This is a genomic window from Sporosarcina sp. E16_8 (assembly GCF_017347095.1).
In the GTDB taxonomy this organism is placed as follows: domain Bacteria; phylum Bacillota; class Bacilli; order Bacillales_A; family Planococcaceae; genus Sporosarcina.
Map to the genome: position 1 here is coordinate 46,384 of NZ_JADPRZ010000011.1, position 25,796 is coordinate 72,179.

Sequence of the window (25,796 nt, forward strand, 5' to 3'; positions counted from 1 at the left end):
GGTACCCTTTTTTTTATTTGGTTTTATTCTCTTCCTAGAAGTACTAAGAACTTATCTCTCCAAGCTTCACAAACTATCTGACCAATTTCTGGAGTATAATAAGGAATATTGAATTTAATCCTAAAAGCTTGTCTTATACTTAAATATGTTGGGTTATCACCATTTATTAAACCATCAGCCTTACCATATAAAATATCAGGTGATGAATCAAATTTTTCTTGATAGAATTTGGAATACCTGTTCTTCCAACCATTTGAATAGTAATTCCTTACTACTTCAGATAATCCTTTTGAATTATTATTTTTCACAATATCCATACCAATATTATATCCGTCTATATCTGATAAAAGATCAGAATAAGAGAAAGAGCTTTCTCCTATACCACCAATAGTGGCATATGCAGCCTCATATATTGTGTCGTACCTACCACTCTCTACAAGGCTAATAGAGTCCCTTAAAGCTGTTAATAGATCGCCTCCCCATCCCGCATAATCAGAAATAAAGGTACCCTCGTCTAAAATCACTGAATCACAGGTTGCAGCCAAATGGGCTAGATCGATAATATAGCTTTTGGATTCTGGATCGATAGGTTCTATAAAATCACGTGCTAACCCAAATTCACCTGCCGCTTTTTCCACGAAAGTTGCATCTAATGGGCCTGCTATAGCAACCCACATAGCCCCATTAAATCTTTCGTTTCGAAGGTAATCTAAACAGCTATCATTTTGTTTGCTGACACCGCTACCATCTTTAGCAGCGAGTTTTTGCAATTCGTCCATTTTGTTTAAAAAAGCGTCGTTTAGAGAAGGTGCTGTAGTAACTGAATTTTGTCCATTATCCCTACCTGATTTGATATTCTTATCAATAGCGATTTTACCTTCACCACTCCCAATTGCATATTCTAGAATTTGGTCAAATGCCCAATTTTTAGGAAGTGGATAACCTAAGTTCCCACTAAATCCTGTAGACATCCCGCTTACAAAACTGTAACTTATCCCATCTAATTTAGAAACTTCAATACAGATCGAACGCGGACCGTATACACCGACACTATATTTACCACCTAAAACTGTAATAATGGCTTGATAATAATCTAAAATCTTTGGAATATCTCCACCCAATGCATCATAGTCTACCGAAAAGTAGATCGTTGCACCGTCTTTAAATCCATATTGTTGAGCACTGATTAGAGCCTGTTCTCCATCAATGGCTCCTTGGAGCGGACCAAAATATGCGGATGAAGCACCATTAGTTTGATATATCGGAAAGACAGTTAAGCCAGCATCAAAGATAGTTTTCAATTCTCCAGGTTGAATTTTCTTATTTAAGCCTCCTGGAACATTTACCAAATACCTTCCAATGGTTTGGTATCCAGCGTTTTTCAGGGTTTGAGCTCTAGCAGGAGTTATTTCAGTAATGCAATCACAAGCTGTTCCTTTCCGATTAGGATCACCAGAACTGGTGAGAACGGATAACCAGGCCTGTTTCCCTGCAATACCATCTGCATCTAATCCAACAAATTTTTGGAATTCAGTAACAGCTGATTTTACACCAGTTCCATATATGCCATCAAAAGTTCCCGAGTCATAGTTGTTAACATACAAAGCATACTGAAATAATTTCACGAAATTGCCCCGGCTACCGACTAGTAACGTAGGGAGTCCAGCTGTCGTAGCCGGTCCAATCGAACCTGTTTGGTTATTCGGGGCAATGCCTATCTCTGTTTGTAGGCCGTAGATTAGAGCTTTGTTTGTGTTTCTTTGGTAGAAGCCGTCAGTAGGTTGAACACCCGCTGTTTTGTAGTAACTGTAATTTAGGTTTTGTTGAATGTCTCTAATTCTTGAATTGCCCCCTGCGGTGAGGACATAAGCATCCATGGTTAAGAATGCTTTAAACACATAATCATAAACTTTCCCGTCCCTCACTGGTAATCCGGCATCAGTTTGTAGTTTTTGTACTGCGGATTTAAGCCCATCACCGAAATTGCCATCAAATCCCCCTGGATTGTACCCTTTACAGTAACAAGCCCCTTGAAGTATATATACAATTTGCTTCCCTTTCGAATCAGTAGGAACTGAACCAAGTTGCATTTCTCCCCACTTATTGTAAGCAGCTGCCGTTCCATCCCCAAAATTATTGAACGGATTAGGTATTCCTAATTCAATCTGCAACGCCCGGGTTAAAGCATACATCGTTGACCAACCTGTTTTTCCGGTTAGCGAAACCACTTCAAATCCTGGATCATTACTATACTCTTGGTTAAGCCATTTTTGAACTCTTAATACCATTTCATCCATTGTTAACTCTCCCTTTTAATAATTTTTTTTAAGTATTTGCAGATTTGATATCCCTTTATATATGAGCAACTTGTCCGCGTTAAAAAGTTCGACCATCCTAAAGGAAGGGTATATCTTGAACTTATAACAGTAATTAATTACTTTTTGAGTATTTCGACAATTGGCGGCTTTATATAACACCAATTCATCTTTTTAGTGAGGGGCCCTTTCACTGTTATATGTGTAATGATTAAAGCGATTTGTGACTTCATACAGCACTTTTTACCGCTGGCCCATTATTTACTCCTTAAATGGCTTCAAGTGCTTGTCCACGATAAATCTTATTAAGATGCTCTATTGATCAAGTATTTTGCAAATGATTCTTTTGATCGTTGTACCAGTTTTCGAAATTTCGGATTGTTCGAATCTCCTTCACCAGTAGCAATTGCTAGGTCGGCGCCTTTATAACCAAGTGATATGAATTGAATTACATTAGCATATCTTTCATTGACTTTTTTAAATTCAGAGATAATCGATGTTACTTCGATTTGATCAAAATATTCATCCTCAGCAGAGTACACTTCGCTAATTGAAATGTCTGCAAGTGTTCTTTCACTTTCTGTAGCACTATCAATTCTTCTATCCAACGAAATAAGCCTAGCGGATTCGTATGAAATACCATTTTTGTCATTTTCGTTGCCTTTTGTTTTATACTGTCTCCATGTGTGTTTTTCAGCGAAATCAAATCGACGCACTACAATATTTTTGAAAGTGGAGCCGTCACCTTGAAATGATTCAACTGCTTCCCAAAGGTATTGCATGAACCTTGATTCAAAATCTTCCTTCGGTATTACAAGACCATAAATTGCGGTTTTCTTATAAGCGTTGTTCACACTCTTCAAAATATAACCTTTCATTTCTTCGAATATGTTTAATAGAATTATTTCTTTCTTTAATACTTCATTTTCATCGTTATATATCCCCGCCATTTCTTCAAGATCACTCCAAAAACATTCTCTTTTTATTTCCCTCATGTAACCACCGCCCCCCCAAATTAGTTGTACACTGGGAAATGTGGCTAAATTTTCTTGTTTGTGACACTTGCGAAAGAATTTCTCGAACACTAGTTCTATATTATAGCAAAAAAAAGAAAGTCCCAATTAGGAACTTAATAGATATAAAAATAAAACGGATTATTATAATAATCTAGACGCAGTTCTTCGGGAACTTGTGATATAAAACGAAATCACGGCACGTCAAACTGGCGTCCTTTTGTATACGTGATTACATATTATTGGTATACTGTGCATAAATCTGAATGGGGGAATTTACATGAAATCCAAACTATTAATAGGTTCTATTATTCTTGTGATTGGAGTTGCAATCGTGGGTTTACGTGATTACACGGGAGAAGCGAAGGCAAGCGGTGACGAAATAAAGAGCATAAAGGTTGACAAAGTTTCAAAGGAATCGAACGAACCTGTAGCTATAGTGTACGACAAGGAAATCGGCGTGTGGCTTTCAGAAATGAATGCTATGCTTTCCGCACCGTTGGACGACCCTCGATTGAAAGAAGCTAACAATGACGAAGGGTTCGAATATTACTTGAAAGCACAAAAAGTCATGGACTCATACCCGAACCAAACTCCGACCTTTTTAGGTGACGCTAAACTAGAAATAGAATTTAGTAATTTGAATATGCTTGAGGGTCGCATATCGCTTCTTCAATTTTCCCGCACGTCGCATCTAGACTCGTACGGCCTAGCGAAGGAAGACACATCACTATACGACCAATGGAAACCGAGCGACGATGATATGCGACAAGCGTTCGAATACTTTAGTCAGTTGGTGAACGACCTTGACGTTGCATTCAATCATGGCGGGGAAGGCGAAACGTTTGGCGTTACTCATCTATTGAACGGGGCCAAGGTTTCTGAAATTGAACCATTTTTAAACAACTTGGAATAACAAAGAAGGCGGCTGTAGGAGCCACCGACTTGTTAAAACGAAAGAAACTGAGGCACAATGAGTACTATGATATGCAATATCATTTTGATTCTTTATACGCTCAAAGTGCTGATGGTCAAAATTATTATGGATTACTCGATTTAATGCAATCCGATGAAAACATTCGATTAGCTTATCGTAATATTAAACGAAATACCGGCAGTAAAACGGCTGGATATGATGAATTAACGATTGAAGATATAAGTCAATTGTCCGTAGTGGAAGTTGTATCAACGATACAACGAATGTTTGAACGTTATACACCCAAAGCCGTTCGGCGGGTTTTTATCCCGAAGGCAAATGGGAAAACACGTCCATTAGGGATTCCGACCATTTGGGATAGATTTTTCCAACAGTGTATTCTTCAAGTGCTTGAGCCAATTTGTGAAGCAAAGTTTTACAAACATAGCTATGGTTTTAGACCGAATCGCAGTACACATCATGCAAAAGCTAGGTTCGAGACGCTCATTAATCGAGCGTGTTTATATCACTGTGTAGACGTCGATATTAAAGGGTTCTTCGATAATGTAAATCATGCCAAACTATTAAAACAAATGTGGTCGCTTGGTATTCGTGATAAGGCACTACTCTCTATTATCTCGCGTCTTTTAAAAGCTGAAATTATAGGGGAAGGATTCCCAACCAAAGGTACACCCCAAGGGGGCTTATGCAAAGCTTCGCATAATCCACCTTATGCAAAGAAGATGATTATGCAAAGTAATCGAAGGAAACCTTGTAAGTACGGTATTTCAATTTAATTTACTTTGCATAATTATTTCAAAAAAACTCTGGAGTCAATCCTGTTAAAGCAGGAAAAGTACAACAATCGGAACTAAAATAAAAAGTTCGGGTAGATTTTCAGGATTATTGAAGTAAGGGATCAAATATATTATGCAAAGTAAATAGGGACGATATCCTTTAACAATAGGATTGATACTGTTTACTTCGCATAATTACTTTCTTTGCATAAGGGGGGATATTATCGCCCCTGTTATCTAACATTGTATTAAATGAATTAGATTGGTGGGTTAGTAATCAATGGGAAAGCCTAGAAACACGAAAGCCATATAAATCGTATGCTGGCAGATACAATGCATTGAAAAAATCGAACTTGAAACACTGCTATATTGTAAGATACGCTGATGATTTTAAAATTCTTTGTCGCACTCGCTCACAAGCGATAAAAATGCATTATGCAGTGAAAGATTTTCTTCAAACAAGGCTTCACCTTGAAATTAGTGAGGAAAAATCAAAAGTGGTCAACTTAAAGAAAAACTCATCAGAGTTTTTAGGATTTCGTCTTAAGGCACATCGGAAGCAGACGAATAAAAGAACTCTTTACGTTGCACGATCACATATGACCAAAAAGTCACTCGATAATGCACAGATAAAGCTTAAACAAGCAATAAAGGTAATTCAGAAACACCAATCACCTGAAAATGTTTGGCGATTCAATACGGTAATAATGGGAATACAGAATTATTATTCCGCAGCATCGCACATCACATTAGACTTAAATAAGCTGAGCGGTCGTCTTAATAAAGCGTTATTCAATCGTTTAAGGGAAATGAGGAAAGAAGCAACGTTTCAGGAACTCACAAAAACCTTACAGAAACGGTATAAGGGTTATGAATGTAAACTTTATAAAATAAAAGGAATGGTACTTGTCCCAATTCATGCCCAACGTTGTAAGGTGAATCTTAATTTTTCTCAATCAATCTGTAACTACACTACCGTAGGTAGAAATAAAATCCACCAAAATTTGCGGGCAATTAATAAACAAGTACTCGCTTATGTGATGAAGCTATATATACCAAGTCGGTCTATTGAATATAACGACAATCGGATTAGCCGATTTATTGCACAATACGGGAAATGTGCCGTTACAGGAATTGAATTAGGACGGAACGATTGTCTCTGTCATCATAAAATACCATTTCATCTAACACAAGATGATTCATACGGAAATTTAATGATAGTATACCAACCTGTTCATCGTCTCATTCATATGAAAAATCAAGAGAAAATACAAGCGCTTTTAAATATGCTTAAGTTAAATGAAAAGCAACTTAAAAAGGTCAATGAATTGCGTGAGCAATGCCTAAACGAAGCAATCTGATTCTACATTTCATCTTGCAAATACATATAAATATTGAATGAATTGGATTAGTTGGAACGCCGTATGAAGTGAAAGTTTCATGTACGGTGTGAAGTGGGGGAAAAGCTGGCGATAACTTCAAAGGCTTACCTATCACTATAGACCCTTCGGCCAGCTACATTGAGCTTAACAATATTTCACCTAACGGATTTTGGGTGTGAATTTATTATTGCATTTTTACGCTGCACAAAAAAAAAATTTGCAAATCTTTAAGCTCCATTCAATGGTATTCAATCGTTCATCCATTATAGAATGAACTTCTTTTTTAGTTAGGTTGTTATTTGCAGATCAAATCTCCCTTTATAAAGTGTTAGGGCAATAAACTCTGACAACAAAAAAATATTGGGGGTAATTAATTATGGCATCAACAGCTCAAGAAATCATCGTATTCGCAGGCTTATACGACCACTTAATAACACTACAAACAAATCAAAATGGTTCTACGGTGGATGTATCTATTGCAGTGAAACAACAGGGGGGCGGTCATGGACAATCAGCAAATACGAACTGGACGATGTATCTGGAACGTGCAATCAATGACGCTTGGATTCCTATTGGCACTCGCACTGGTTATACATCGAATACTAGCCCATCTAATCGTGACTTCCCAAACATTCCTAAGGAAGATAATCCTTTACGAATTCGAATGGTGTACAAAGGTTTCAATCCCAATACTAACAAACCACAAGATTATCATCAAAACAGCAAAGTTTGGATTCGGTAATTGAATGTCGGGAGAAGGAATTATTCCTTCTCCTTTTTTTATTCGCGATAAATTAATCGGATATTTATAATCAAAATTCAAATGAGGGAGAGGCTCCTGAAGGTTGGCCATACATAGGAAACATTCGATACAAATTAGAATGTGCAAATTGAAGTATGGCAGAGTGTTGCGACAAAGAACGTAGGATTATGGTCAGACTCATCAATAACAAAGAATATGTTACATTTACATCGTGAGCCCTAGAAGATTTATGCGAATTGAATTCTATCGAAATAGCAACTACACAGAGCTTAATGGTGTAGTTTCCACAGGTCCATTTGAAAGAGAATTATTGATATAAGACAAAGATAATAACAAATTTGTAGTCCTATTGTTTATTTTTCAAGGGTTTCAACTTGATTCAACATCGACTTATAGCTCATGTCGGAAATACAAAAAAGGAAGAACAGTTACAACTGTTCTTCCTTTTTTGTATGGAGATATTCAAAAAAACCGGGGACATTATTGTCTATTTTACCTTCTTTAATTTTACGTATGATCATTTCTTTTAAATCTTGTTCAAGGTCTTTTCTATTATTTAAACTTGTTTGAGATAAAGAGGCTGCTATCTTAGGCTGAACTCTGCCAATAATAAATTCGATATCTTCTTCTTTTAAGTCTACCATTATTTTCTCTCCTTGGATGATAGTACGTTTGTTAGTTTATTAAGAGCAATTTCTAATGTCTCGATTTTTTTTTCAAACCGAATAAGAAGATAAACGGTTACAGCTATAGGAAAACCTAAATTGCTTATCATCATTATAGTATCTTCATACAACTTCCGACATCTCCTTTCTAAGTCTTGTAAGGGCATTTCTTTTAGCTTTAGTTACAGCCTGCTGAGATATCCCAAGAAATATTGCAACCTCAGTGTCTTTCATATTATCCATGTATATAAATTGCAATAGTGTTCTCTGCTTGTCAGTTAATCTTTGAAAAGCTTTGTATAGAACGGGGTCATTTATTTCATGTTCTAAGTTCCCCTTACAATCCATTTTATAATGCTGATGATCTGCTATTAACTCAATATTTCTGTAACCACTCTCGTTTTCTTTATCTATTGATAAAACAAAATTATTTCTGTGTTTTCTTTCTTTTATATCAAAATGCTTACTTTCGAAGTGAATCATTTTGATAAAATAGCTAATACACCGTATCTTATAAAAGTACTTTTTAAATTGCTTGTCCAACTCTTCTCTTGTCCCATTTGTCGGGTTTTCCATGTAGCTTCTATAAGTCTCCGCATTTTCATCTATTGACAGAAAATTATTTAAAACGTAATCGGTTTCGAACATAATTCTACCTCTTTCCTGTTGTTAAATATTCACATTCGTTTGGTTTAAAAAAACAGTTGTTTTAAAAAGAGCAATTACCTCTCTAAACAACAACTAAATAAGCAAAAATGAACTTTTTTATGATATATAATCTCATCTCTTAAAAAAAGCTGCTGGACATTGAAAAACGCCAGCTAGGAACGAATATTCGAAAAATCTATGGCCTATAGGTACCACACACCGTTATATGTGTAATGATTTGTGCGTTTTGTGACAGCATACAAGTGAAATGAGGAGCGATATTGACTTGAGGGTTTAATCAGGTGAACGACAAGAGTATGCAAATTTACTAATACCCTAACACCAATACACGCTGCCCTCATATTACAGCGAAGGTCGGTGTTTCTATATTCGACACAATATGCCCCAAAACCAATTCCCCTTTAGACAGCCCGCAAAACTCGTAAATGATACGCACCCTTCCCTCCACCACTAATCTATGGGGATAACGGGGGATCGACGTCATGAGTAGATTAAAACGACAATGAACTATTTGGAAAAGAACTTTGAGAAAGAATGTAAGCCATACTTATTTGGAGTTTATATTTAATTTAAAAAAACTCGCGTAACAAGACTAAAACCGTGGTTTTAGAGCTGTTGCACGAGGGTTCTCCGAAGTCGCCTTATATTTAATTTGTGAGTCAATTATACCGCGTGGTTACCAGAATGGATTTAAAATTAAATTACGATATTTTAAATGAATTTGCGATGCAAAATGTTGCGATACTTTGTTTCTTAAGTGAGTTTTAATTATTATTGAGCATTTGCGAAAGGGAAGAGCAAGAAACAGATCTTGCTGGATTTCGTTGGCGTAATTTCTCTCACTCGAGCCAAGTCCCTGAATTCACGGAATGGTTGTACCTCTTTGAACTTGGGAATTCTTAATTGAGTAGAATAGTAAAACACAAAACAATGCTCACCACTAAGGCGAGCATTGTTTTGTGTTTTACTATTTAATTCTTTCTTCAAGAACCAAAATTCCATAGCACCCGTCGATATAATCCACTCTTTCCTCCTGGTTTATGAAAATATTTAATGAAACCATTTTTAATCATGTGTTCAATTTCTTCGTTATTTGCAGTAGAAGGTTTGGTCTTGTTTTTCACAGTCTCCGGAGGGAACCCAAATTGATCTGCCGCCCTTTATGGCGTTATATAATCATTAATGTTAAAGATACTCTCATCCTCTGTGTCGATTGTTTACAGTCGAACTTTGTATTACCTGCCATCCAGTCCTGCAGGATTGGAAATTCTTAATCGAGCGTAACAACTTTTCATTGTTAACAGTTAAAAATATTTCATACCAATCGCTTCAATTACCACTTTTAAATTTTCACTGTCCAGTGAGTTGAATAGGGATTTGATGGTCGGGAATTGAATTTCACCTTCTATTTCATATAGATTTACATCATTAAACAATTGCCACGCAATTTCAAGCATTGCTCTTTCAGAATTCGACCATGCTTTCGACATATCTAATAATAATTCCTTATCAATATTGCAATCGTCTAATGCGGTCATAATTCCCTTTTTCTCTATTGCTGCAGCTACGAAGGCAAATGATTTGTAATAGGTGTCATCATTGTTCAATATGCTAGTAAATTGATTATATAATTCTTCATGATATTGGTTTTTATAAAACAATTTTCATACACTCCTCTTTTTTTAAGAATATTTATATTCCCCTAAAGATATTTTTCTTTTAAATAATTAACAAAATCTATTACGGGTGTTGCACAGTAACCTGTTGGGTTGAAATCTATAGTAGGGTACGATCTCATATTTGTTTTAACCGCTATCCCATGGCGCTCCAGGCTCTTTATATCTGAATTATAACACTTAACTAATGTGGATTGTGATGTTACTACTCCTGTTAGTTTGTCTATCCATCATACTCTAATGTAATTTTGCATTATTCCTAAAGTTTCGTAGTGGGTTTCTATATTATGAACTCGCTTGAATGCTATCCATTCTTTAACTCGATTCGCTGAATGATAGTACTGTCCAACAAATTTTTTGTGATTTTAAGGAGTTTATTTCGTCTTAGATTGTATGAAAAGTCGGTTAAAATCTTGAAAAATACGAAGTTGACCAAACTTAAAAGACTATTTTTTAATAAATTTTTGAATTAGGTTGTTAAAAATAAAAGAAAATCCCCTATATATAGTGTTGAGTGATTAGCTAATCAATAACAACAAAAATCATATTATATTAGGAGGAACTACATTATGGCATGTTCAAAAGGTTTTATACAACTAGCATCAAGTGCTCCTGTTGTCCACACTTGTACTAGTAATAGTGGGTCAACTGTTAGTGTTACACTAGAGGGGGCAGGGGGCGAGAAGACGCCGTTCAACGGTGTTGTACGCTTAATTCTACAACGTGAAGCATCTAGCACGGATGCGTGGGTTCAAGTCGATTCTAAGGACATCGGTGCGTGGAACTCTAATGGCGCTAATAAGAACTCTTCATTTTCTAACGTTGCATCAGGTTACACTTATCGAATTGTCCCGGCATTTTACATTAACACCAACTATACAAACCCGGCTGGTGGGAGCGCTACTCACATCTTTTACAAGTAATAATAATTAAAACGAAAGCCTCCCGATTAACTGGAGGCTTTCGTTTTTTCGCTGTTATTTTACATAATCGAGTTGATATGGTATTTTTGTAGGTAATTCTCAAAAGAGGTGGTAAAAAAATGAAGTTGATTCATATTTTAGTTCTAGTTGTTTTGACGGCGATGTTGAGTGTAGGCGGTACGTTTTTAATTATGGAAAAGAACTATGCAAAAGAAGAGTCTGAACGCGCTGAGAATGGATTAGTTAGCAATTCAAAAGAAAGCGAAGAAGATAAAAAAGAGAAGTTTGTATCGATAGTGGATACGTCAGGTATGGGGTGGGAAACTCCTTTGTTTTCTCAAAAGATAGATGTATGGAAAAGTGGAGACGAACCCTTCGTTTACAGTTTAGTAGAAGATGTGATTCAACAGATGTCGCACCAAAAGATTGTCGCCAAATCGAAAGAAGGTTCGATTATGATAACGCCGGAAAGAATTGACATTTTGATACAGATGGTCGAAGAAAATAAAGATTTATATGAGCATCATGAAACGTATCTAGATATATTAAATCGTTGGAAAAAAGGTGATTTTTCAACAGTTGATGATGACCATAATCTTTTAATGGTTATGCAAAAATCGAAACTACCTGAAGGTTTAGCTACAGGAATAGCTTCAAAGGAACAAGAGATAAATTATATATTCAGAGTTTTCGCCAAAGAGGTAAGTGAAGTCTTTGGAAGTAGCGAAATAGAATAAAGTCAGTAAAAAACCTGCTTATAAATTAGAGGCCACTGAAAAAGTCCTTTCACGGTAACTTAAGCTAGTGAACCTACTCAACACGCTTCGGCGCTTGCGGATGCCTCCCACCATAAGCCGGGCAGAAAACCACTGCCAGTCTTATGGCTCCGGCTACCGCTGTAAGGCGCCTACGCTGAAAAATCGAATTTCATAAGTTCATCCTATTTACATGAAGCACACCATTTCTTGATTTGATTGAGAAATGGCGTGCATTTTTGTTGTATAATGAAAGGACTAAATTCAGGTGGTGTCCCGATGATTTCCAATCAAGAATCCCTTAACCTCAGTCCATATATGGCGATCTATGATATCGTTGTGCCAAAAAATAATAGGCTACGTCTAATTGGTGAGCTTGTCGATTTCACGGTCTTTCTCGAAGAATTGGCAAGTAAGTATTGCCATGATAACGGTCGCAATGCAGTACCTCCGATTCGTATGTTTAAATATTTATTGCTGAAATCCATTTTTGATTTGTCAGATGTGGATATTGTCGAGCGTTCAAAATATGATATGTCTTTTAAGTATTTTCTTGATATGGCACCGGAAGATGAAGTTATTCATTCTAGTTCATTGACAAAGTTTCGTAAGCTTCGTCTCCACGACGTAGGTTTATTAGACATGCTAATTGATAAGACTGTTGGGATTGCTTTGAAAAAGGCTTGATTAAAAGTAAAACAATTATCGTGGATGCTACGCATACGAAATCACGTTATAACCAAAAATCCGGGAAAGAATTTTTAATGGAGAAATCGAAAAACCTCCGAAAATCGGTCTATCAGTTTGATGAATCGATGAAGGAAAAGTTCCCTGCTAAAACGACTTCTAACGAAGTTCAGCATGAGCTAGACTATTGTCAAAAAGTCATTGGAGTTGTTGAAAAGGAAGCACATATTGCTCGAATTCCCGCTGTTCAGGAAAAATTAAATGTCTTAAAAGAAATAGTGGAAGATTATACAGAGCAGCTTCATTTTTCCGCAGATCCAGATGCGCGTGTCGGTCATAAAACGGAGGACTCTTCTTTCTTTTGTTATAAAACGCATATTGCGATGAATGATGAACGAATGATTACGGCAGCGATTGTGACAACAGGGGAGAAAAGCGACGGGAAATACTTGCAAGAATTGATTGAGAAAAGCCAGGGCACGGGTATGGAAATTGAAACAATACTTGGGGATACTGCTTATTCTGGAAAAGATAATATTCTCTATGCCAAGAAAAATGAACTTGAACTTGTATCGAAATTAAACCCTCAAATTACACAAGGATGCCGTACGAAGGAAGATGAATTTGAGTTCAATAAAGATGCGGGGATGTATGTTTGTAAGGCTGGACAAATGGCTATTCGAAAGGCTCGTCAAGGTAAGAAGAATGTCGGAAAAAATCAGCGGGACATCTATTATTTAGATGTAGAAAAGTGTAAGGTTTGTCCATTTAAAGAAGGGTGCTATAAAGATGGTGCCAAAAGTAAAACCTATTCGGTGACGATTAAATCGACGGAACATAAGGACCAAGAAGCGTTTCAAAATAGCGAGGAATTTAAGGAGAAAGCGAAAGCCCGTTATAAAATTGAAGCGAAGAATAGTGAATTAAAGCACAGACACGGGTATGATGTAGCCACTTCCGCGGGTCTATTTGGTATGCAGATGCAGGGGGCCATGGCTATATTCGCAGTGAATCTCAAACGGATACTAACCTTGATGAAGGAAGAAGAGTGAGAAATACTAAAGAAAAAGGCAACATTTCAATCCGTCTTGTAAAATTTAAAAACGTAAGTTTTTCAGTGGCCTCATAAATTATAGGCGGTTTTTTTTTCAAGAAAAATATAGCTAGGAAGTGTTCCCTCGTTCCCCCATAAAGTACAAATTTGCTATCTCTACTTTGTCTTTATGTTGTTTGTTATGTTATCACCCAAACTCATTAGGTGGCGCTGCCCCCTATCCCCCGAAAATCTTATAACATTAAGATAGGTGAGAAAGTTAAAGTCTATTTTTTACTTGGTTCATATTGCGTATAACGCATGTAAACTCGCCGTTGACGACTTACCCAACTTCAGATATCTATTGCATTATCAACAATTTCATTCGTTTTTTTAAGAAATCATTTGAAATTCTGTCTTTCAACGATTTTTTAAAAGTACGCATTATGAAATTGATTCAATCAACAAAGGAAAATAGATTTCACGTATTTAATTTATAAGACAGCATTTTACGCAAATAGAACCATGTAGGTGTTCCTATAAGCACTTTACCCACTTTTCTGTATAATTCCAATTGAGATAAACCGTCTATGAACGACACGAATGCTAACTAGGAACAACAAATTTAACCAAATTTAATAATCGCAGCTAATAAATATCCCCAGAAAAAAGAGCTATAAATTAGCCCTTCAGTATTTTTCTATATTTAATTTTCTAAAGGTATTTCTCAAAACTGTTCCTCAGTATTGCAGTTTAAATCCTGATGTATTACATATGTATTACATTCCGTGCCCGGCAAGTAATGGTTATTCGTAACGCCTGTCACGATAAATACGTTCAAAGAAGTGAATCGAAAAATTAGTACTGGCTCACTTCTTTGGTTTCTTTTTTAGTGTAATACCATATTTTCCGCACTATCTCGAATGCCTTTAGCGTGTACTTGAACAGTTTTCTCGAACAAAACGAACACCACCAACCTGTTATTTTCAATATGGCCAGATTGATTGATTCGTATAAATAAGACTCCCCCACTTCTCAAATGGTGGTATTATCCTCGGGACAATAAGACAGTGTCCCAAGGATATCTTGAAGTAGGGATGGAATTAAATGAGAGGAAACCTAACAACCAAAGCGGGGTATTATGTTAAAATTCAGAGGAGCTTACTACTGTATGCAAATATGTATGGAAAAGAGGTATCCTTTATGAATCGTGAAAAATTGCTTGTAGAAAGTTATCTTACTCAATCTCTTACATCTTATAAAAAGTTTATGGATATTGAAAAAATGCCTAGTTATGAACTTATTTTAATTGAAGATGAATCAAATCAGACTAACTTCAATGTTATTGCATCTCATAATTATGATGTTGTATCTGATAAACACACTCTAAAGGTTAGTAAGGATATTGTTAAAGGTAACCAAGATTATATTATATTTCACGAGTTTACTCATATGTATGATGTAATCACTTATTCAGCCAAGGACCTTAGGTTATATGCTGCTAATCGTGGTTTTACGGAGTATCATGCTGCACAAATAGAATTATTAAAATTGTTAGGAGTAGACTCTATTGATGACAAAATATCTTTTTCTCTAACACAGCCCATTGAAACATTCACTGGAAATACAACCGTATTAGAATATGTTTTGGAATGCCGTAATGGAACTAGACAGCATATTTCAAATGAAAATTTTGCAGATAATATTTATCCACTTAATAATGTACTAGGCATGATTTTTAATCATCTTGGACGTGTCTCCATATGCCAATTGTATGCTAATGACTTCGAACTTTATAGAGATGAATTAAAAAATATGGAATGTGAAACAGCATTTTTAGGAAATGATTTTTTAGAGATGACTTCACTAGCTAATGGTTTTTTAGATGAAACGACTGTAAGAATATTAGGTGAATTATACATTCCGTTTATGTTTGATTTAATTGAAATACACAAGATAAAATTCTAGGTCTTATTTATTTTTTACTAGCTTTTTATTTCAGATGAGTAAGAATCACAAAGAAGTGAGTCGGGATTTGTTCCTGACTCACTTCTTTGGTTTCTTCTTTAGTGGAATACCATATTTTTTCGCATTATCTCGAATGCCTTTCGCATGTTCCTGTACAGTTTTCTTGGTCAATTCGTACACCTCCTAACCTGTCACATTCAATATGGCCAGAATGATTGATTAGTATACATAAGACTCCCCCACTTCTCATATGGTGGTATTATCCTTGGGACAATAAGACAGTGTCCCAAGGATATCATGAAGATAGGAGGGAATTAATTGAGCGGGAAAGGGCAACTAAAGATTAGGAAAGTACGGAGTGACAAAAAAACGGACGTAAAACCCACTGTTTTAAACGCTCTTGCTAATACAATTGAACGACTATCTTTTATTACAAATACACCGATTTGGAGTGTTATAGAAAAGATCTGTATTAATGGAATCGGACAAAAGAAAGTTGTTAGTTATTTGTCTCAGAACTTTCGTCGAACTGTTCGTATAGACAATACACTATATTTAGGTGACATAAACAGAGTATCTGTAAAAAAGAGGATGCCCGCCGGTGAGACAGAACGTTTATCGACACAGTTCAAGGCTGATATGATTGAAAAACTTGCTGTACTAGCGTATGCATTGAATTGTTCAGTTGCCAGAGCTTGCGCGCTGCTACTCGATGCCAGCTTGAGAGATGGCGATTATATTAATGAATTTGTACGGGGATACCTAGAAGAAAATATAGATGAAGAACGAATGAAGGAACTGAAGAAGGTACTGAAGTATATTAACACCGATAATCCGTACGAAGAAGAGTTTTCCTGGGCTTCATTGTTATCGTATATGATCGACGAAGTGAAGGATAGTGCACTCAAGATTCAGGATACGGTAACGGAGTTCATCGTACATCACTGGAAAGAATAAATTAAAAACAGGCGACTTTTACGATTGCCGCCTGTTGCTGAAAGATACTTCATTATACAAATTGAAGAGTTCCTACTTAACGGAGAAACTAACCATATCCTCTTCTCTTGCAGTAGCATTAAAATGCTACATAACGTAATGGATTTACGGCGCTTGGCCCGCTGACTGAATAATATCCAACATGAAATTCGAAATGAAGATGAGGACCTGTAGACAATCCAGTACTCCCCATATTACCAATCGATTGTCCCCTACTGACATTTTGACCTGCGATTACATTAATATTAGATAAATGGGCATAGACAGTCGTATACACTTCGCCACTTACTACATGAGTTATCATAATCATATTCCCATAGGTACTATGCCAACCCGCTTGGGAAACAACTCCAGTGCCTGCAGCGGCGATAGGGGTACCTTCACTGTTAGCAATATCCAAACCTCTATGCTGCTTAACCGTTCCTTTTATAGGATGCGTGCGCATTCCAAATTGGGAGGAGAGTCTTCCAGTCGCTGGGCTTGTCCAAGTACCAGTTGTCGATGAGGAATTCGGATAGTAGTCCACAATATTAGCTTCGCAATTCATTGTCAGCCCACCAAATGATTCGACGTTCTTTGTCACTCTTGGAACCCAGTATTCATTAAGTCCAAGTGGATCGTTGGCGGCGCCAAGCGGAGCATACGCACTCCCTAACTCCTGGATTGTGTCCCGTCCCTCTTTATGTATGAGGCGGTTTAACGTTTTCCCCATTGATCTCAATCCATCTTCAAGTGAGTCGAACTTAAGTAATGATGACCAGTTACTACTTGGATCCATTAACCCCCCTGGATTATTATAGTGAACAACTGCATTTGATTTTCCGTTCCCCGTTTCTTGGAATGCAATAGCTGCCATTACTACCGGATCGATGTTATATTCATTTGCAATCTCAATGAACAGATGCTCGTTCCCTATTAGAACGCCTGCTTTGTTAAACTGCTTAACGAATCCCCCCTCATCTAATTCACCATCGGCTTGACAAAATGAAGACGTAATGCGATTTTGCTCTTCGCGGAAAATACGCTGTTGTTCCTCAAGTATTTCTTTTTCAACATCTAAACTCATCTTATGTGTTTCTTCATACTCTTCTTGTAGCTCATTTCTTTCGTTCCTTAATTGCTCTTGTGCAACTTCCAAATCATCAATGAGCCGGTCTTTTTCAGCTCTTAATGAATCAAGGGAAGAACGCTTTTCCTGTAATTTAGCTTTATTGTCTCTCTGAGCTGTTAGTCTTTGATCGAGCTTTTCTCGAATCGCCTGCAGTTGTTCTTGATCAGACATCTGTTGCTTCATAATATTACGGTCTGCATCAAGTAGTATTGTGACTGAAGTGAATCGATCAATGAAATCCGAAAAGCTATTTGCTCCAATAAGTACGTCAATATAGTTAACAGAACCACCATTTACCTGTATCGCACGTACACGCTCTCGTAGCACTATGTCTCGTACAGCAGTTTTATTTTCTAGACCAACAATTGAGTTATGCAAGGTCTCGATTTCTTCTATGGCCTTTAAAATCACAGACTCAAGAGGGGAAATTTCATTATCCAAATCATCAATTTGATGATTCATGGATTGGATTTGAGAAAGTAATTCTTCCATTTTCGATTTATTCGAATCCATTGATGTTTCTTTACCCTGGATACTTGATTGTATGTTTTTTTTCTTTTCATCTAATGACTTTTTTTCACCTTGTAAGTTTGTAATATCTTCGGCAAATACTAGAGGCGTGTTGAGGACAAAAGAATATAGTAGTATTGTAATCAAGAAGGTACTCTTCCACCTATAATTTAATCGATTAGCGAAAAATAATCGCAAAATTCTACCTCCTTTTAAAAGGAATAAATACCTTTTAGTACAACTTTTATATTTTCACAGAGTTCAAATTCTATTTTAGTAATTTGGTTCTATTTAATGGAGAATTTAATTGGTTTTATTTAGAATGCGAACCTTCACCAAGCATTAGGGTGTCCCTGAATTTCTACAATTGATCGATTTATGGTTCAAGCCATACTTTTGTCGTAAAAAAAATTGACGAGAATAACATGAGAGGTACATAAAAGTTTGACAGATTCTTTGTTTGAGTGCCGTAAGAAACTCTTTTCAAAAGTCGGCCACAACTATCACATTGAAAACATAAGTTGTGATGAATTTCCATCGCATTAAACCAATAATTCATTTTCAATCCGCACTTACATTTTTGCATTTATGTCTCCACCTTTCCTGCATTGATAAATGAACAATCCAATATAACCAGCAATTATACTAATTAGTTGTCCTAATAGCCTTTTTCAAAACTACTAGTAAAATTCCATAGAGTATTCCTGAGTAGATGAAAAATGAGAATCCAATATCCCTTAAAAATAAAATAGTTATATTTGGTGTTTCCAGGAAAAGATGAACTACGCCAAATATAAGAAAAACTAGATATGAGGGAAACAGTATATACCAAACAGTTCGCTTCATAATAGGATGGTCATATTCAAGCCATTCATGAAATGCACGGGTCATGATAAAGCTACAAAGAACTATTAAAATGAGGTCTAGTGTATTATTAAGCATCAATTATTACCGCTCCAATTTAATATGAAATTTATGAGAAGTTATAGAAGTTATTTTCGATTGGTACAATTGACTCTGCAAAGCACTTTCTAAATTCATCAATATTGCTTTTGTTTACCGCCCCAAAATTTCTGATGAATATGAACTTAAACGGGTTGCCGGCATAATTTTCAACTTCCCTTAAACTTAAAAGTGAAGACACCTTATAAATTTCTTTATTCCAAACTTCACAGTTATCAATTTTCTCAATTAAATCAACGTATTTGTTCCTTTCTGTATTCCAGCTTGCAAATCCTTGTACTGCGTGGAACGGCGATTTCGTGATTTTGATTTTCACATTTCCAATTCCACAACATTTTTCAAGATAAGCACCGTCAGCATTTAGTTGAAAAAAAGTTGTTTTAAACTCTGCTAAATTTAAAGTTGTACGTAATCGATGGAGTTGTAAAGCATCCCCTATCTTTTGGTTAAATTTTTTTGCTGAATGAGTATCTTTAAATACACCACAAGCTCTTACTTCAATTGCATCAATTATTTTTAACACTCACTATTTCCTCCTTAACCTAAATTTCATGGATTTTGATTTTATGTTACCTGTACATATCCGAATAAATTCTTGAGTAGTTTGCTTCCTATATGCAATTGCGGTATCTAAATACGTGCCAATAATAAATCCAAGTATGCCGCCTCCAGCTAATGAAAGAAAAAATTTAGAAGGGTTTCAATTAACCCAATCGACTGTGTAACAAAGTAGCTGCAAAATTGCTACCTGATATAAAGAAGATAGATGTGAATACATATCTGATATGGGGTGATCACTTTGAATTTAGGTCCACCCTTACGGTATTAGTCACAGAGTTATTTACCCTTATCGATTTATTTCTTGGTACTTCTTTGTTAAAAACATATTCTTCGTGGATAATTTTTCTTTGATAAAGTATTTGATTTCTAGCAACGTCTTCCTTGTTCAATGCCTTGACACTCCCTTCAGTACATTTTAATATCACACAAACAGTGAATGAGAAAAAATTGACTTCTGAACCTACAATTCAATGCTTTCATGATGTAAAATACAAAAAAAGAACCTCACATAAATACCTGAAAAGGTATCCACGTGAGGTTCTCCCTCGAGTGATTTGTTAATTAAATTCTATTTTAATCATACGAAAGGATTAGTTGGTTGTCAACCAATATTCATATGGTGACAGAATAGGATTCCCCTTTTAACAATGAGTGTAGAGGCTTCTCTTATTTAGAAGTTCGCGCTCAAGATAGCTGTTGAAAATGCTTGGCTTTATTATACCCTGGCCACTGTAACATAACTTTTTTCTTTTAGAAAAATGCCCCTAAAGCAGTTATTACTTTAGGGGCATTTAGGAAAGAACTTTTTTGTTAAGTAAAGATCTTTTTTGTCATACTACACATTAATGTGTTACGGACGATTTATAATCATCATAACTCGATTGATCACCATGATAGAAAATGACATCTCCATCAATCAATTTAAAATCACGATCATATGGATCGATGAAATTGTATTTAAACCCTTCCATTTTCCACTGATTCGCCAATGGACCTTTATGATACTGCAAATGTGGTTTTTCGGTATTCTTATTATCTATCGTTTCAATGTTGAAATTCACGATTACATAGCCGTCTTGAAGAAAAATAGGTGACTTCTTCGTAAGACGATGTTCAACGCCATATCCCGCAATATCAGGATGAAGGAGCGGATCAACCACGTAGATATCAGCTGGTAAACTGTATTCGCCGTACCACTGCTGTTCTCGCGCTTTGGCATCTTTAGGTGAAACCATTGAGCCAGATGGCACTTGGTTTTCATCTGGTCCAATTAACGTTCGGAGGTTCCAGTTAAGAATCTGGTTACCATATGGACCGGTCTTAGTTGCTCTTTTCGAATAGTCGCGTTCAAAGTTTCGAATAAATGTTGATTCTAACGATTCATCTACAATAGAACGGAAACCATATTCATCTGGATTACGATAAGTAAACTTAGATGTGTCATAAAGCTGTTTCTGCTCCACATTTCGAAGAGGCTCATTTAACTTAACTTCTCTGTATTCCAAATCTTTTTCAGACCCGATTTTAGTGAAGTATTTGGCATCAGTATGATAGTAAATATCGACAGGACGACGGCCAGTACCATCTTTATTCACAAAATAGAACGATGGTGTAATTCTAATTGCATCATCCACATTCCACATGTTGCCCTTGGTTTTCATGTCGAATTTGAATTGATAGCCCGTTTTGACAGCAACGTTCTTATATCCTTCTGGATGGCTGCCCTGTCGTATAGGCAATGCGAAAGGATCTTCATTGCCACGAAGCCCACCATCAATCGCATTCTTACCTACCCAATAGTTGTTACCTGTATGCTCTATTAATCCTTCCTGTTTCCGGAAGACAGAACCCCATTGGTAATCAAGAATGTCGGTAACACGGAAATCGTACAACCTACCAACTACATCTACTTCGATTGTATCGTATGCGATATGATGCTGCATGACTTCATCCGGAGTACGGTAATCTAGGTTTAAGTTTGCATGATGTTCCTGCATTCCTTCTGATAGATTATTTTTCGGTACATCTTGCGGTTTAGCTCCTGGCGCATTAATTGCAATTGAACGATATTCAACAGTATAGGGACCTTCAGGAACCCACACTGGTAAGTAGAACGTCGATGCTTCAATACTTTTCGGAATCTTTATCCATGTGCCTTTCGGATAGAAACCTTCTTTTGTTTCCGTATAAACATCAAACGGAAACTTGACTTCTTTCTCTTCTACATATTTCAAGAAATCTCGTTCTCCATAACCTGGTGCAAGTCCATCATCCAAATGCTGACCGCTTGTTGGAAGCTTAACTGTAAACGGACGATCAAGAATGAACGCGTGTCGATCCTTGTTTGGATTTGCTGGTGTTGAACGTTCCGGTGGATTCGTTCGTTGGTCATGTTCTTTATCATCTGAAGCTCTCGCGTACATAACGACTGGCGTGTGCACTGTTACCGTGTTAATTTTTTCCGGTGAACATCCTGTAAATGAAAGACCGCCGCCTGACGCATTCCCGTTAGGACCGCTTACACACGTCCCGGGATTCGGATTAGGAATCGGATCGGGTTTTGGATTTGGATTTGGCGAAGTAATCGGCATTTTTATTACGGCGATTGTACGAACCGTCTCGTTGCCTGCCTTGTCCTTTGCATACACGGTATATGTTCCATTCTCCGTTACATTGAATATGTTACCGCTTAAAATAGTACCCTCAGTTTCGAAGTATGAGGCGGCCCTTCTTCCAGCAGCATACTTCTTCACATCAATACCGCTCCCAACATCATTAATATCTGCTGTTATCACAACATGGCTCTCAGTAGCTGCATCCGTCAAAACAATTGTTGGAGGTGTTTTATCGATGTTTGTGACTTCAATACTACTTTCTTCAGACATATTTTCTGCTCTGTCTTTTGAACGAGCAAACACTGTATTATTGTTCACCAATTTTACTGGTTCTCTATACAGTCTCCAAGCACCATTTTCCCCAATTTTATATTCCTTCTCAAATGCATCAGATGGATAAAAAATCGTTACAAGAACATCTTGATTTGTTGGGGTTGATGGATTTATAGAAAATGTCGCTTTTCCAGGTGCAACTCTATCAATGTTACTAATTGTGATAGTTTCTACCGTTTCATTGCCGGCAGTATCCCGAGCATAAACTGTATATGCTCCATTATCTGTAACAATAAATTTGTTTCCTGGTAATATCTCACCGGCTGTCGCGAAATATTCAGCATTTCTCGTTCCTGCAGCATATTTTTTCTCAGCAATTTCAACGTTATCTGTAATATCAGCCCGTATTGTAATGTCTACATTAACAGGTCTTTCAGGAGTTTGACTTAGTACAATAGTAGGCGGAATCTTATCAATGTTACCGATATTGATAGTTTCGACTGTTTCGTTCCCTCCTAAATCCTGAGCATAAACAGTATAAGTATCATTCTCACTTACTTTGAAATTCGGAACTAACAAATCCGTTCCGCCATTTTTAAAGAATTCAACAGATTGATTACCCTTGGCCCACTTTTGTACAGGTACGTTAGCTTCGTAATCGAACGTCACTTCATATTTATAAGTGTCTGTGTAAGTTCTTGTATCCTCTGCAGGTTTTGTTACATTACCTTTGTATCTGTATACATTACTAACTGTTCCTGGTTTACTGACAGTGCCACTTGCATAAAGGCTGTAGGCAATCGAGCACTGCATATTCACACCATAATTATGAGAATAACAATTATCACCACCTGGGTACGCTGTGATTTGTACTGTTCCAGTGTATCCTTCAGCATCACTATAGGGTGTAGGTCCTTGACTGAAGTGTTGTGTAATACTAGTTATACGCATTGGCTCCCATGTTGTATTAGTGTAGAGTGCAGTGGCCCATCCTTCCCCATAGTATTGGTTTACTAATACTTTACTCGGTCCCGGAATGTTGTTTGTACTATATAAATACATTTGCAAGTTACCTTTATATCCGTCAACGTTATAACTTGAACTTGGTTGTCCGGTTACAAATTTTGTTTCTTCAGGTATATAACTTCCACCTGTTTGTTTTTGTCCTGATGGGTTACCTCCAGAAGTTTTCACAGTAACCTTTTCTCCGTCTACACTAACAATTTCAACGTTTCCTGTATCAGCCTTAGCCCCATTTAACTTTTTCAATCCAGGGATAGTAAACGTTTCTATTTGAGTGCTCACTATACTCTCTGACGTGTTAACCTTCCTTTTTTCATTATCCTTAATGTCCGCCGCTATTGTTACATCTTGATTCGTAGGCGTAGTTGGATCTGCTGTCAATTTGATGACAGGGGCATTAGTGTCAATATTACTAATCGTGATTGAGCCGATTTCTGACCAGTTGCCAGCTGTATCTTGACCTCTTGCTTCTACTATACCCTTATCAGTCATAGGTACAGCGGACGTATACAATGTCCAAGCCCCACCGTTAATCCGATAGTGCTTGACGCTTGCATCAGATGGATAGGTAATGGTGACAAAAACATTTCCGTTTGTCGGACCTGATGTTGATGCGGAAAGTATAGGTGTTGCAGGTGGTATTCTATCAATGTTGGTGATTGTAATTGTTTGAATAGACTCGTTGCCCGCTTCGTCTTTTGCATAAACAGTGTAGACACCATTCACCGATACTTTGAACGAAGAGTCTAAGAATTCATTTCCACCTTCATTAAAGAAAGATATATTTTGATACCCACTCATCCACTTCTTAACCTGAATGTCACTTGAATCTTCAATTTCAGCAGTAATCGTGACATCTTGGTTTGTCGGGGTTGTAGGATTTGCTGTTAATTTAATTGTTGGTGGGATATCATCAATGTTTTTGATTGTTATCGTTTCTACTGCATCGTTACCAGCTACATCACTTGCGTAAACAGTATAAATTGCATTTTCACTTACTTTAAACGCGGATTCAAAAAACGACTTCCCATTTGATTTAAAATAATCCTTAGATTGTTCCCCTTTAGCCCATTTTTGAACAGGGACAACTTTCTCAAAATCTAATGTAATTTCATATTGGTATAAATCATCGTATGTTCGTGTATCCACTGCTGGTTTTGTTACATTACCTTGGTATTTATACACTCTAGTGTCGGTTACAGGTCTAGTAACATCCCCTCGATATTTATAGATTCTGGTATCTGTGTCAGGTTGTCTTACTGTCCCAGAATATAGACTATATTGGTAGGTTTGTGACATAACGGTCCTACCTGTTGAGAAATGCCCCCCGTTTGTGAAAAAGTACTCATAGGCTATACCTCCGCATGAATTACCCCAGTTATAACCCGGAGTATAAACAGTCGGTGAACCACCAGCCCATTTAGTGGCTTGTATTCCCCTCAATGGGTTGTTTGAGTTTGAACATTTTTCATTTGCATAAGCATAATCTAATATTGTGTCCATACTTATACTGTTAGGGAATTTAACTCCACTATTATATTCTTCGATAGTCATAAAGAAAGGATAATAATATACCCATTCACTTAACCATCCCGAGTACCCCTGTGCGTCACTATAAAATGGGGTTAGGAAGCTATTAATACTTTTTTCGCTACCTGGGGTTAACTTACCACTATACAAGTATTTCGTTAGATTTCCCTTATACCCACCGACATCAAAAGTTGGTGTCGGATGATCTGGGATATATTTAGTATCTTCGCTCAAGTATTCTCCACTGGCTACATACTGTGTTAGAGTTCCTTTATATCCCCCGACATCATAATTTGCGGCTGTCTGTTCAGTCACGTATTGGGTATCTGCTGGTGTATATTCCCCCCCAGTTTGCTCTTGTCTAGTCCTTGCACCTCCAGATACATTAACTGTCACTTTATCTCCATCTACATTTACTACTTCTACATTTCCGGTACTTACTGAAGCTTTGTTTAACTTTTTCAAACCCGGAATTGTAAATGTATGTGTTTGTGTGATGCTAGTGCTTTCGGGTGTCTTGAAATTTCCCTTCTCAAGGTCGCGAATATACGCCGAGATTGTTACATCTGTAGCTGTAAGCGTGGTAGGGCTTGCTGTTAAAGATATGTCAGGGGCGGTTTTATCTATATTATTTAGTGAAATTGAACCAATT

At 36.8% G+C, this 25,796-nt stretch carries 16 protein-coding genes and 2 pseudogenes; 9 read left to right on the forward strand and 9 right to left on the reverse strand.

Features of this window, described 5'->3' with window-relative positions:
* Positions 1-23: 23 nt before the first annotated feature.
* Entirely contained in the window at positions 24-2,297 is a 2,274-nt protein-coding gene (locus I2484_RS09955) for a glycoside hydrolase domain-containing protein (RefSeq protein ID WP_207150880.1), read from the reverse strand.
* A 323-nt stretch (positions 2,298-2,620) separates the two neighbouring features.
* The gene (gene bacL2 / locus I2484_RS09960; protein ID WP_207150881.1) at positions 2,621-3,310 is read right to left on the reverse strand and encodes a BacL2 family protein; all 690 of its coding nucleotides are present in this window, start codon (positions 3,308-3,310) and stop codon (positions 2,621-2,623) included.
* Positions 3,311-3,608: 298 nt separating this feature from the next.
* On the opposite strand from bacL2, the gene I2484_RS09965 reads away from it, so the two are divergent.
* The 4 genes and pseudogenes from I2484_RS09965 to I2484_RS09980 all read left to right on the forward strand — a co-directional run bounded on the left by I2484_RS09965 (position 3,609) and on the right by I2484_RS09980 (position 7,165).
* Entirely contained in the window at positions 3,609-4,244 is a 636-nt protein-coding gene (locus I2484_RS09965) for a hypothetical protein (protein ID WP_207150882.1), read from the forward strand.
* A 71-nt stretch (positions 4,245-4,315) separates the two neighbouring features.
* A pseudogene (locus tag I2484_RS09970) lies at positions 4,316-4,942 on the forward strand (reverse transcriptase domain-containing protein); the annotation flags it as partial.
* A gap of 317 nt (positions 4,943-5,259) precedes the next feature.
* Positions 5,260-6,402, forward strand: a complete 1,143-nt coding sequence (locus I2484_RS09975; protein ID WP_346014176.1) for a reverse transcriptase domain-containing protein — start codon at positions 5,260-5,262, stop codon at positions 6,400-6,402.
* Positions 6,403-6,799: 397 nt separating this feature from the next.
* Positions 6,800-7,165, forward strand: a complete 366-nt coding sequence (locus tag I2484_RS09980) for a hypothetical protein (RefSeq protein WP_207150883.1) — start codon at positions 6,800-6,802, stop codon at positions 7,163-7,165.
* Between the two features lie 449 nt (positions 7,166-7,614).
* Here the strand turns inward: I2484_RS09980 and I2484_RS09985 are convergent, their stop codons facing one another.
* The 4 genes from I2484_RS09985 to I2484_RS10000 all read right to left on the reverse strand — a co-directional run bounded on the left by I2484_RS09985 (position 7,615) and on the right by I2484_RS10000 (position 10,181).
* Positions 7,615-7,830 carry a hypothetical protein gene (locus I2484_RS09985; protein WP_207150884.1) on the reverse strand — a complete coding sequence of 72 codons (216 nt, stop codon included), beginning with the start codon at positions 7,828-7,830 and terminating at the stop codon, positions 7,615-7,617.
* Complete coding sequence (locus I2484_RS09990; RefSeq protein ID WP_207150885.1) at positions 7,830-8,018, reverse strand: YvrJ family protein; 189 nt, start codon at positions 8,016-8,018, stop codon at positions 7,830-7,832. The genes I2484_RS09985 and I2484_RS09990 overlap by 1 nt, the downstream gene beginning before the upstream one ends.
* Positions 7,975-8,499, reverse strand: coding sequence for a sigma factor-like helix-turn-helix DNA-binding protein (locus I2484_RS09995; protein WP_207150886.1), 525 nt, complete (start codon positions 8,497-8,499; stop codon positions 7,975-7,977). Before I2484_RS09995 ends, I2484_RS09990 begins: the two co-directional genes overlap by 44 nt.
* A 1,325-nt stretch (positions 8,500-9,824) precedes the next feature.
* Positions 9,825-10,181 carry a hypothetical protein gene (locus tag I2484_RS10000; protein WP_207150887.1) on the reverse strand — a complete coding sequence of 119 codons (357 nt, stop codon included), beginning with the start codon at positions 10,179-10,181 and terminating at the stop codon, positions 9,825-9,827.
* 584 nt (positions 10,182-10,765) lie between these two features.
* Here I2484_RS10000 and I2484_RS10005 point away from each other — a divergent pair.
* From I2484_RS10005 to I2484_RS10025, 5 genes and pseudogenes are all read left to right on the forward strand, one after another.
* The gene (locus I2484_RS10005; RefSeq protein ID WP_207150888.1) at positions 10,766-11,119 is read left to right on the forward strand and encodes a hypothetical protein; all 354 of its coding nucleotides are present in this window, start codon (positions 10,766-10,768) and stop codon (positions 11,117-11,119) included.
* 119 nt (positions 11,120-11,238) lie between these two features.
* Entirely contained in the window at positions 11,239-11,856 is a 618-nt protein-coding gene (locus I2484_RS10010) for a DUF6241 domain-containing protein (RefSeq protein WP_207150889.1), read from the forward strand.
* 297 nt (positions 11,857-12,153) lie between these two features.
* A pseudogene (locus tag I2484_RS10015) lies at positions 12,154-13,613 on the forward strand (IS1182 family transposase).
* A 1,184-nt stretch (positions 13,614-14,797) separates the two neighbouring features.
* Positions 14,798-15,562 (forward strand): hypothetical protein, encoded by a 765-nt coding sequence (locus I2484_RS10020; RefSeq protein WP_207150890.1) that lies wholly within the window; start codon positions 14,798-14,800, stop codon positions 15,560-15,562.
* 318 nt (positions 15,563-15,880) lie between these two features.
* Positions 15,881-16,519, forward strand: a complete 639-nt coding sequence (locus I2484_RS10025; RefSeq protein WP_207150891.1) for a hypothetical protein — start codon at positions 15,881-15,883, stop codon at positions 16,517-16,519.
* A 118-nt stretch (positions 16,520-16,637) separates the two neighbouring features.
* Here the strand turns inward: I2484_RS10025 and I2484_RS10030 are convergent, their stop codons facing one another.
* The 3 genes from I2484_RS10030 to I2484_RS10040 all read right to left on the reverse strand — a co-directional run.
* Positions 16,638-18,377 carry a peptidoglycan DD-metalloendopeptidase family protein gene (locus I2484_RS10030; RefSeq protein WP_207150892.1) on the reverse strand — a complete coding sequence of 580 codons (1,740 nt, stop codon included), beginning with the start codon at positions 18,375-18,377 and terminating at the stop codon, positions 16,638-16,640.
* Positions 18,378-19,152: 775 nt separating this feature from the next.
* A complete protein-coding gene (locus tag I2484_RS10035; RefSeq protein WP_207150893.1) occupies positions 19,153-19,665 on the reverse strand; it encodes a hypothetical protein in 513 nt (170 codons plus the stop codon).
* Positions 19,666-20,545: 880 nt separating this feature from the next.
* The coding region (locus tag I2484_RS10040; RefSeq protein ID WP_481886396.1) for a fibronectin type III domain-containing protein at positions 20,546-25,796 on the reverse strand (5,251 nt) is incomplete at its 5' end.

What these genes read in the sequence shown, in the direction of transcription:
- I2484_RS10005 (WP_207150888.1), top strand. Translation starts at nt 10,766, where the DNA reads ATGGCATGTTCAAAAGGTTTTATACAACTAGCATCAAGTGCTCCTGTT.
- I2484_RS10010 (WP_207150889.1), top strand. Translation starts at nt 11,239, where the DNA reads ATGAAGTTGATTCATATTTTAGTTCTAGTTGTTTTGACGGCGATGTTG.
- I2484_RS09965 (WP_207150882.1), top strand. Translation starts at nt 3,609, where the DNA reads ATGAAATCCAAACTATTAATAGGTTCTATTATTCTTGTGATTGGAGTT.
- I2484_RS09990 (WP_207150885.1), bottom strand. Translation starts at nt 8,018, where the DNA reads ATGCCCTTACAAGACTTAGAAAGGAGATGTCGGAAGTTGTATGAAGAT.
- bacL2 (WP_207150881.1), bottom strand. Translation starts at nt 3,310, where the DNA reads ATGAGGGAAATAAAAAGAGAATGTTTTTGGAGTGATCTTGAAGAAATG.
- I2484_RS09985 (WP_207150884.1), bottom strand. Translation starts at nt 7,830, where the DNA reads ATGGTAGACTTAAAAGAAGAAGATATCGAATTTATTATTGGCAGAGTT.
- I2484_RS09955 (WP_207150880.1), bottom strand. Translation starts at nt 2,297, where the DNA reads ATGGATGAAATGGTATTAAGAGTTCAAAAATGGCTTAACCAAGAGTAT.
- I2484_RS09995 (WP_207150886.1), bottom strand. Translation starts at nt 8,499, where the DNA reads ATGTTCGAAACCGATTACGTTTTAAATAATTTTCTGTCAATAGATGAA.
- I2484_RS10020 (WP_207150890.1), top strand. Translation starts at nt 14,798, where the DNA reads ATGAATCGTGAAAAATTGCTTGTAGAAAGTTATCTTACTCAATCTCTT.
- I2484_RS09980 (WP_207150883.1), top strand. Translation starts at nt 6,800, where the DNA reads ATGGCATCAACAGCTCAAGAAATCATCGTATTCGCAGGCTTATACGAC.